The sequence below is a fragment of the Nocardioides sp. NPDC057772 genome (assembly GCF_042798075.1).
Taxonomy (GTDB): domain Bacteria; phylum Actinomycetota; class Actinomycetes; order Propionibacteriales; family Nocardioidaceae; genus Nocardioides.
Genome location: NZ_JBHVKN010000015.1, coordinates 24,663 through 33,129, shown reverse-complemented (window position 1 = coordinate 33,129; position 8,467 = coordinate 24,663). Strand labels below are relative to the sequence as shown.

Below are 8,467 nucleotides of genomic sequence, written 5' to 3'. Positions count from 1 at the left end.
GGCCGAAACGGGCGGAGCCGCGCGAGCAGGGATGTCTCTCGCGGCCACAGGCCAGCGGAACAGCCCTCGTGGCCTGGTCGTCCTCGGCCCTCGCCGCACCGCCGAGGTCCCCGGAGAGCCGGGTCTCGACCTTTCTGCGTGAGCACGCGCGCCCCGAGGACGGTGTCGTCGTCGGGTTCGGGCATCCCGAGATCGTCGCCGCGAGCGGACTGGACAGTCCGTACGAGAATCTGTGGAGCCTCCCGGCGCGCGTCCGCGACCCGCATCTGACCCATCTGCTCAGCGTCATGGCCGGGAGCTCAGCACCGCGGTGGGTCGTCGTCGACGGGGACAGTCTCGATTCGTGGGGTCTCGACGGCGACCGCGCGCAGCAGTACCTCCTGCGGCACTACGTCGAACGGGTGAGCTACGACGACTGGCACATCTGGCAGCGCCGGTCGTGGCCGGTGACGGTCAGAAGGTGATCCCCCGCGCGGCGAACCGGGCACGGACCAGGTCGGCGGCCGCCTGGCCGTCGCGGGCCGCCGCCGCGGCGTACGTCTCGGCGGCCGCGGCCTGGAAGCTGGTGTCGGGCGCGTAGGAGAACTGGGAGTAGATCAGGGTGGTGTCCCAGTCGCGGGTGGTGAGGCCGAGCGCCTGGTAGCCCTCGCGGATCTCCCACAGCGCCTGACTCCAGATCTGGCCGTCGTAGTGCACCTGGTTGCGGCGGTCCGCGAGGGTCAGGTCGAGGTGGAAGCTGCGGATGCAGTGCGGGGCAGCGGTGTAGGAGGTCGAGTCCCAGTCCATCGGGCAGGACGGATCGGCCGCGACCGGCCAGCCGAACTCCGCGGCCGCGTCGAGCCCGACGGTCACGGCGAGGTAGTCGCCGAACGACTCCCCGATCGCGCCCGCGTCCAGGCTGCTGCCGTAGCCGGGCACCTGGCTGGCGTGGACGGCGTGGCCGTACTCGTGGACGATCACCTCGGCGTCCTCGGCGTCGTCGACACCACCCTTGCCCAGCCGGATCCGGAACGGCTTGTCGGTCTGGTAGGAGTTGTCGCCGCCGTACTGGTTGATCTTCACCGAGAACGGCTCGTTCAGCACGCCCGGGAGCGTCTCGCCGAAACCGAGCGTGTGCAGGTAGGTCTGCGCGCGGGTCACCCAGAAGTAGCCCATGACCTGCTCGAACTGGTCCTGGTGGCGGTCGTAGGAGTAGCTGTTGGTCGTGGAGTACGCCGGTGTGCCGGTGCTCGACTCGACGACCGCGTAGTCACCGCGGAGGTAGCCCGATCCGTCCAGGTGGGTGAGCCGCACCTCGGCGTAGGCGCTCTCCGGCACCGCGCTCGCGGCGTCCTTCTGGTCGGTCAGGTCCTGGTCGTTGCTGGACTGCACCGGGTTGACCATGAACACCCGGGCCGTGCCCTCGGAGGAGCCGCTGCCCGGGGCCGCGGTCGCCGGACTCAGCGGCACGGCGAGTCCGGCGGTGGCCGCCAGGCCCGCGGTGACGGCGATCGAGAGTCTGCGCATGTGGGGCATGGTCTTCTCCTGGGCTGAACGGCCGCACGGCCGGGCGATACCGGAGAGGCTATACCGCGAGGATGTCGTTGGTCAGGAGTTCGTCGAGAGGCAGGTCTGGGTCGAGCTCGATCCCGAATCCGCGGGCGTGGCCGTCGATGACGAACCAGATCGACTGGGCGGTGAGCCGCTCCAGCGTCTCGGCGGGGAGGCGCTCGCCGGTGCGGGTCAGCCAGCGGCGTACGGCACCGAAGACCGCGCCGACGAGACCGTAGATCAGCGGGTCGAGGGCCTCGGCCTCCTCCTCGGTGGGGGTGCCCCCGAGGGCGAGCACGGCGGTGCCGACGATGCCCGAGATCCGGCCGGCGAGCTGCTCCATCCCCTGCTGGAACGGGCCGTCGTCGCCGCCGTCGATGTCGTGGTCGGCGGCGAGGTGGAGCGCGGGGTGGGCTCGGGCCCAACGGACGTAGGTGCCGATGATCCGCTCGATGATCTGCGGCACGGTGCCGTCGAGCGTGATCCCGGGCATCAGGTCGGACCAGAGCCCGTCGAGGATCGCCTGCTGCACGGCCCGGTCGAGGTCGGCACGGTCCTCGAAGTGTCGGTAGATGACCGTGCGGGACAGCCCGGCGCGCGCCGCGATCTGCTGCACCTGCACGTCGGCGCCGGGCTCACCGGCCTCGATCACCGCGATGGCGGCATCGATGATCTGCTGGCGGCGCTGCTGGTTGTGCTTGCTCCACCGGTCCTGCCGACCATCGCGCTTCTCCCCGGCCACCCGCTTATCCCCCTGCTCCCCGATCTCGACCCGGTGTCCAGAGCGCCTCAGCGCTCCTTGCGACGCCCCAGAGCGTATCGGGGTTTCCGCGACTTCGCGGCGATGCCCCGCATCTCCTCGACATCGGTGATCTTCACCCGCGGGCGGCCGGACTCGGCGCCGCGCCGCTTCTCCTCGCGGTCGATCGCCTGCCAGCCGGCCAGGTCGACCATGCCGGGCTGGCGGCTGCGCACGATCGCGGTGATCTCCCGGGTGTCCCCGACCGGGGCCGGGATCCGGTCCGCGTCGAGGTCGTCGAGCAGCTGGTCGACCGTCTCCTCGGCATCGGTCTTGTTGGTGCCGATGAAGCCGTTCGGGCCGCGCTTGACCCAGCCCGCGACGTAGACGCCCGGGAGCACCCGGCCGCGGTCGTTGGGGACGGTGCCGGTCGCGGCGTCGTAGGGAAGGTCCGCCACGGGCAGGCCCTTGTAGCCGACCGCGCGCAGCAGCATCCCGGCCTCGAGGACCTCGGTCTCGCCGGTGGCGACGGCGCGGACGACGCCGTTCGCGTCGCGCTCGAGGCGGTTGCGGCCGACCTCGACCCCGGTGACGCGCCCCTCGCCCAGCACGCGCACCGGCGAGCTGAGGAACCGAAGCACGATCGTACGCAGCTCCGGACGCACCTCGCGGCCGGCGAGCTCACGCAGCAGCCGGGTCGTGGTGCCGTTGCCGGCCAGCGCCTCCTCGAGCGGGAGATCGCCCGTGTCGACGACGACGTTGACGCCGGTGTGGCCCATCAGCCCGACCAGCTCGGGCACCGTGAAGGCCGCCTCCCCGGGCCCCCTGCGCCCGAGAACGACGACCTCCCGCACCGCGCTGTCGCGCAGGACCGCCAGCGGGCCGTCGGCGATGTCGGTGCCGGCGAGCCGCTCGGGGTCCTCGGCGAGGACCCGGGCGCAGTCGAGGGCGACGTTGCCGTTGCCGACCAGGACGACCCGCCCCGACGGGATCGAGTCGGCGTCGAGCCGGACGGGCAGGTCCTGCTTGTCGGGGTGGCCGTTGTACCAGCCGACGAAGTCGGTCGCGCTCAGCGATCCGGGCAGGTCGTCGCCGTCGATCCCGAGGGCACGGTCGCTCGCTGCGCCGACGGTGTAGACGACCGCGTTGTAGCGGGCGGTCAGCTCGGCGTGGGAGACGTCCTTGCCGACCTCGACACCCAGGAAGTAGCGGAACCCGGGCTGCGACTCGATCTGCGCGAAGAGCTTCTCGACCTGCTTGGTGTTCTGGTGGTCGGGCGCGACCCCGGCCCGGACCAGGCCGTACGGCGTCGGCAGCCGGTCGAAGACGTCGACGGTGATCTCGGGGTGCTTGAGGAGCTCGTCGGCGGCGTACATCCCGGCCGGCCCGGCGCCGACCACCGCGACCCGGAACGGACCGGTGCGGGTGAGCCGGCGCTGGGGGTGGACCAGGGCGAGCGGAGTGCGGTCCTTGTGCGGGAAGACCTCGAAGTACTCCGCGTTGATGGCCAAGAAGGGCTTCTGCGCGTCCCTCAGCGTGGTGTGCGGCACGATCGCGTCGGCCGGGCAGGCCGTGACGCAGGCTCCGCAGTCGACGCAGCTCTTGGCGTCGACGTAGAGCATCTCGGCCTCACCGAAGCCGGGCTCGCCGGGGGCGGGATGGATGCAGTTGACCGGGCAGGCGACGACGCACGAGGCGTCGGCACAGCACGACTGGGTGACGACGTGAGGCACAGGTGGCTACCGTTCTAGGGCATCGGGCTCAGCGGGATCAGTAGGACGCGGCGCGCGGCTCGGCGCGGAAGCGCGAGGCGCGACCGTCGATGCCGGTCAGCTTCCACAGCAGCTTGGCCGGGCCCTTGCGGATGCCCAGGTTGTCGGCGAGGAGGCGTACGTCACCGAAGAGGTCACGCAGCAGCTTCTCCGACTCCTCGGACTTCCACCAGATCTCGCGGGCGACGTCGTCCGGGATGCCCATGTCGTAGCGGGCCTGCTTGCTCGGGACCATGATCACGTCGCAGAGCAGGCGCATGATGATCGGGAAGACGTAGGCCAGCAGGGTCTTCTTCACCCGGCCGAGCTCGGGCACGTGCTGCTCGAGGTACTGGTGGGCGAAGCCGATGTGGCGAGCCTCCTCGGCGATGTGGATCTGCATGATCCGGTTGGCCGCGGGGTGGCTGCCGCCGGAGCGCATCGCACCCTTCTGCAGGTGGTCGATCGGCTCCTCACCGGCCAGGATGCCGGTGAAGAACGCCTCCGGGAACCAGGCGCCGGCCGAGGCCATCAGCGGCACCAGGACCTTGAAGTAGGTCGGCGCACCCGCCACGTCAGGGTTCACCCGGTTCACGAACTCCTGGAACATCTGGGTGTGGTGGGTCTCCTCGGTCACCTCGTGAGTCGCGTAGCGGAACTCCGGGTTGTTGTTCTCGGCCCAGACGAGGTGGTTCATGACGCCGCCGATGAGCAGCTGCTCGAACTGCAGGCCGACCTTGGCGACCTGCGCCCAGCGGTACATCCCGATCTCGATCTGGCGCTGCTTGGGCAGCGCCTTGTACCACGGGTGGGCGCCGATCTCGTCGGCGTCGTTGAGGATCCAGCGCTCGTCGTCGGGCAGCACCGCGAGGTCGTCGGAGTCCCAGTCGATGTCCTTGAACGGGTCGAAGTGCACCTCGACCGAGGCCTCGGACAGCGTACGCAGCGTGTCGAGGTAGGCCTGCTTGCCCTGACGGACGTATCCGGTGGACTTCTCATCCTGAACGGCGGTCATGACGATCGCTCCTTTGCACCGTTGCGTTCTGCGTTGAACTAGTGACGACGTGACCCACGTTACCCGGACACGCGTCCCGATAACAAGAGTACGCGCGACTTAGTGTCGCGAGTATTTTGAAAGGTCGAAAACGTAGTCCAGGGAGTTTCCGTCCCTCTACCGGCTGGTAATGGACGGAAACTCCCTGGACTATCTCGACGGGCCCCGCGCGACCCCCTTCGACAGGCTCAGACCTGCTCGTGAGACTCCACGGCGGCCACGATCCGCTCGATCGCCTCGTCGACGGGGATGCCGTTCTCCTGGCGGCCGTCGCGGTAGCGGAAGCTGACCGCACCGGCCTCGACGTCCGACCCACCCGCGATCAGCATGAACGGGATCTTCTGGAGCTGGGCGTTGCGGATCTTCTTCTGGAAGCGGTCGTCGGACTCGTCGACCTCGACCCGGATGCCCTTGGCCTTCAGCTTGCCGGCGACCTCGTAGAGATAGTCGGTGAAGGCGTCGGCGACAGGGATGCCGACGACCTGGACCGGGGCGAGCCACGGCGGCATGGCGCCGGCGTAGTGCTCGACGAGCACACCGAGGAACCGCTCGATCGAGCCGAACTTGGCGGAGTGGATCATCACCGGCTGCTGCCGGGTGCCATCGGCAGCCTGGTACTCCAGGTTGAACCGGTCCGCGGACGGCTGGTTGAAGTCGTACTGCACCGTGCCCATCTGCCAGGTGCGGCCGATCGCGTCCTTGGCCTGCACGGAGATCTTCGGTCCGTAGAACGCCGCGCCGCCCGGGTCGGGCACGAGATCGAGACCGGTCTCGCTGGCGACGTCCTCGAGGATCTTGGTGGCTTCGGCCCAGTCCTCGTCGCTGCCGACGAACTTGTCCTTGTTGGCGTCGTCGCGGGTCGACATCTCCAGGTAGAAGTCGTCGAGGCCGAAGTCCTTGAGCACGGTCAGCATGAAGTCGAGCAGGTGCTTGACCTCGGCCGGCGCCTGCTCCTTGGTGCAGTAGGAGTGGGAGTCGTCCTGGGCGAAACCACGCACGCGGGTGAGGCCGTGGATGACGCCCGACTTCTCGTTGCGGTAGACCGACCCGAACTCGAACAGACGCAGCGGCAGCTCGCGGTAGGACCGACCGCGCGAGCGGAAGATCAGGTTGTGCATCGGGCAGTTCATCGCCTTGAGGCGGTAGTCCTGGCCATCCACGTCCAGCGCCGGGAACATCCCGTCGCCGTAGTAGGGCAGGTGGCCCGAGGTGTGGAAGAGCTGCTCACGCGCGATGTGCGGGGTGCCGACGTACTCGAAGCCGTGCTCGATGTGCTTGGCGCGTACGTAGTCCTCCATCTCCCGCTTGATGATCCCGCCCTTGGGGTGGAAGACCGGCAGGCCGGAGCCGATCTCGTCCGGGAAGGAGAACAGGTCGAGCTCGCGACCGAGCTTGCGATGGTCGCGGCGCTCGGCCTCCTCGATCCGGGCCAGGTGGGCGTCGAGGGCCTCCTTGGACTCCCAGGCGGTGCCGTAGATGCGCTGGAGCTGCTTGTTCTTCTCGTCACCGCGCCAGTACGCAGCAGCGGAGCGCATCAGCTTGAAGGCGGGGATCCGCTTGGTGGTGGGCAGGTGCGGGCCCCGGCAGAGGTCCTTCCAGGCGACCTCGCCGTTGCGGTCGAGGTTGTCGTAGATGGTCAGCTCGCCGCCGCCGACCTCGGCGCCGGCACCCTCGGCGGCGTCGGCCGCGGAGCCCTTGAGACCGATCAGCTCGAGCTTGTAGGGCTCGTCGGCCAGCTCGACGCGGGCCTCGTCGTCGGTGGTGACCCGGCGGGAGAACTTCTGGTTGGCCTTGATGATCTTCTTCATCCGGGACTCGATCTTGACCAGGTCCTCGGGCACGAACGGGGTCTCGACGTCGAAGTCGTAGTAGAACCCGTCGGTGACCGGCGGGCCGATGCCGAGCTTGGCCTCGGGGAAGAGCTCCTGCACCGCCTGCGCCATCACGTGCGCGGTCGAGTGGCGCAGGATGTCGTGGCCGTCCTTGGAGTCGATGAGGACACCCTCGACGTCGTCACCGTCGGCGAGCTCGTAGGAGAGGTCCTTGAGATCCGCGCCGACGCGCGCGGCGATCACGTCGGGGTTGTCCGCGAAGAGCTCCCACGCCTTCGTGCCCGTAGTGACCGTCCGTTCCTCGCGCCCGTCGGGGGTGAGTACGGCGATCTTGATCTCGGACACGGATGCTCCTGTGGGTTCCAGTGATGGGTGGGCCGCGATCCTTCCGCGGCGTTCCGATCGTATCCGCCGTCGGCTGGGTACTGCGAATGGGTGAACCCCGTGTCAGACCGAGGCTCTGGCTGCGTTGCGTGAACCCGTAGGGGCATGCGACTAGACTTCCGACGCCTCGATCGACGTCCCTCCCACTCCCCGATGTGAAAGGCCTCGTGCTCCCGACCACCGGCCCCAAGTCCCGTCTCATCGACCCGTCCCGCCTGGTCCTCCGACTCAAGCGACGCACGTCGATCGCGACCGCCCTGATCACCCTGGGCCTCGGCGCGCTGGCCATGCTGTTCCCGGCCACCGTCGTGGCCCAGCAGGCCGCCGACCGCTGGAACAGCGGGCAGTGGGCGGAGGTGAGCGTGGTGGAGCGGTGCGAGTTCGACAGCGGCACCGGTGACATCACCTCCTGCCAGGGCCGCTGGCGCGTCGACGGCGAGCAGGTCACCGGAAGCATCCACGGAACCCTGCGCGACATCGGCCGCGACCCGGACCCGTCGAAGGCGACCTTCCGGATGTGGGTGGTCGGTTCCGATGCCTACGGCGAGCATGCGATCAACCCGTGGCCGGCCCGCATCGTCGGGATGGGCCGTGACCCGGTGCTCTGGGGCGGGGTCGCGCTGGCCGTGCTCGGGCTGGTGGTGCTGCCGACGCGGCGGGCGTGGCTGCGTACACCGGGCGAGGAGACGCTCACCGAAGACCTCGGCATCCGGCTGAGCACCCACCCAGCGCACGGACGGGCGTGGCTGGCGCCCGTCGGGCTGGTCCTCGGCCCGGTGCTCATCGCGCTCGGCGCTTGGATCGCCACCCGGCCACATCTGCCGATGGTGCTCGTGCTGGCCGGAGGCCTGGTGGGGCTCGCCGGGCTGTTCCTCGGGTTCCGGCTGACCTGGCTCGGGCTGCAGCGCCCGGTCGCGGTTGACCTCGGGCTCTACGACGGCGGTCTGGTCCTGGAGCATGCCCGGCACACCGACGTCATCCTCTGGGAGGACGTGACCAGCATCGACACCGGTGTCGTCGACGAGCGCAGGGCCAACCCGCGCATCGACGTCACGCTGCACCTGGTCACCGGCGCCACGCTGCGGCTGCCGCGCGTCGACCACCAGCACTCGTTCACCGCCCATCTGCACCGGATCGCCTCCGGGACGCTGCCGACGGAGTGAGGTAGCGTCGGCCC

At 69.5% G+C, this 8,467-nt stretch carries 6 protein-coding genes and 1 pseudogene; 2 read left to right on the top strand and 5 right to left on the bottom strand.

Annotated features, from left to right (window positions below; genetic code table 11):
- A pseudogene (locus tag ACFVJS_RS04995) lies at positions 1 to 464 on the top strand (hypothetical protein); the annotation flags it as partial.
- Here the strand turns inward: ACFVJS_RS04995 and ACFVJS_RS04990 are convergent.
- The 5 genes from ACFVJS_RS04990 to thrS form a co-directional block, all read right to left on the bottom strand.
- Complete coding sequence (locus tag ACFVJS_RS04990; RefSeq protein ID WP_378877834.1) at positions 454 to 1,506, bottom strand: M36 family metallopeptidase; 1,053 nt, start codon at positions 1,504 to 1,506, stop codon at positions 454 to 456. The pseudogene ACFVJS_RS04995 and the gene ACFVJS_RS04990 sit on opposite strands and share 11 nt — an antisense overlap.
- Before the next feature lie 58 nt (positions 1,507 to 1,564).
- On the bottom strand, positions 1,565 to 2,272 hold the full coding sequence (locus tag ACFVJS_RS04985) for a TetR/AcrR family transcriptional regulator (protein ID WP_378877833.1): 708 nt from the start codon (positions 2,270 to 2,272) through the stop codon (positions 1,565 to 1,567).
- Positions 2,273 to 2,319: 47 nt separating this feature from the next.
- Positions 2,320 to 4,002, bottom strand: coding sequence for an FAD-dependent oxidoreductase (locus tag ACFVJS_RS04980; protein WP_378877832.1), 1,683 nt, complete (start codon positions 4,000 to 4,002; stop codon positions 2,320 to 2,322).
- 37 nt (positions 4,003 to 4,039) lie between these two features.
- Positions 4,040 to 5,035 carry a diiron oxygenase gene (locus ACFVJS_RS04975; RefSeq protein WP_378877831.1) on the bottom strand — a complete coding sequence of 332 codons (996 nt, stop codon included), beginning with the start codon at positions 5,033 to 5,035 and terminating at the stop codon, positions 4,040 to 4,042.
- 227 nt (positions 5,036 to 5,262) lie between these two features.
- Positions 5,263 to 7,251 (bottom strand): threonine--tRNA ligase, encoded by a 1,989-nt coding sequence (thrS, locus tag ACFVJS_RS04970; protein WP_378877830.1) that lies wholly within the window; start codon positions 7,249 to 7,251, stop codon positions 5,263 to 5,265.
- Positions 7,252 to 7,445: 194 nt separating this feature from the next.
- Between thrS and ACFVJS_RS04965 the strand changes: the two genes are divergently transcribed.
- Positions 7,446 to 8,453 carry a hypothetical protein gene (locus ACFVJS_RS04965; RefSeq protein ID WP_378877829.1) on the top strand — a complete coding sequence of 336 codons (1,008 nt, stop codon included), beginning with the start codon at positions 7,446 to 7,448 and terminating at the stop codon, positions 8,451 to 8,453.
- Positions 8,454 to 8,467 lie beyond the last annotated feature (14 nt).

Bases quoted from the DNA above. Each gene is read 5' to 3' on its own strand.
- ACFVJS_RS04990 (WP_378877834.1), bottom strand. From the start codon at position 1,506: ATGCGCAGACTCTCGATCGCCGTCACCGCGGGCCTGGCGGCCACCGCC.
- ACFVJS_RS04975 (WP_378877831.1), bottom strand. From the start codon at position 5,035: ATGACCGCCGTTCAGGATGAGAAGTCCACCGGATACGTCCGTCAGGGC.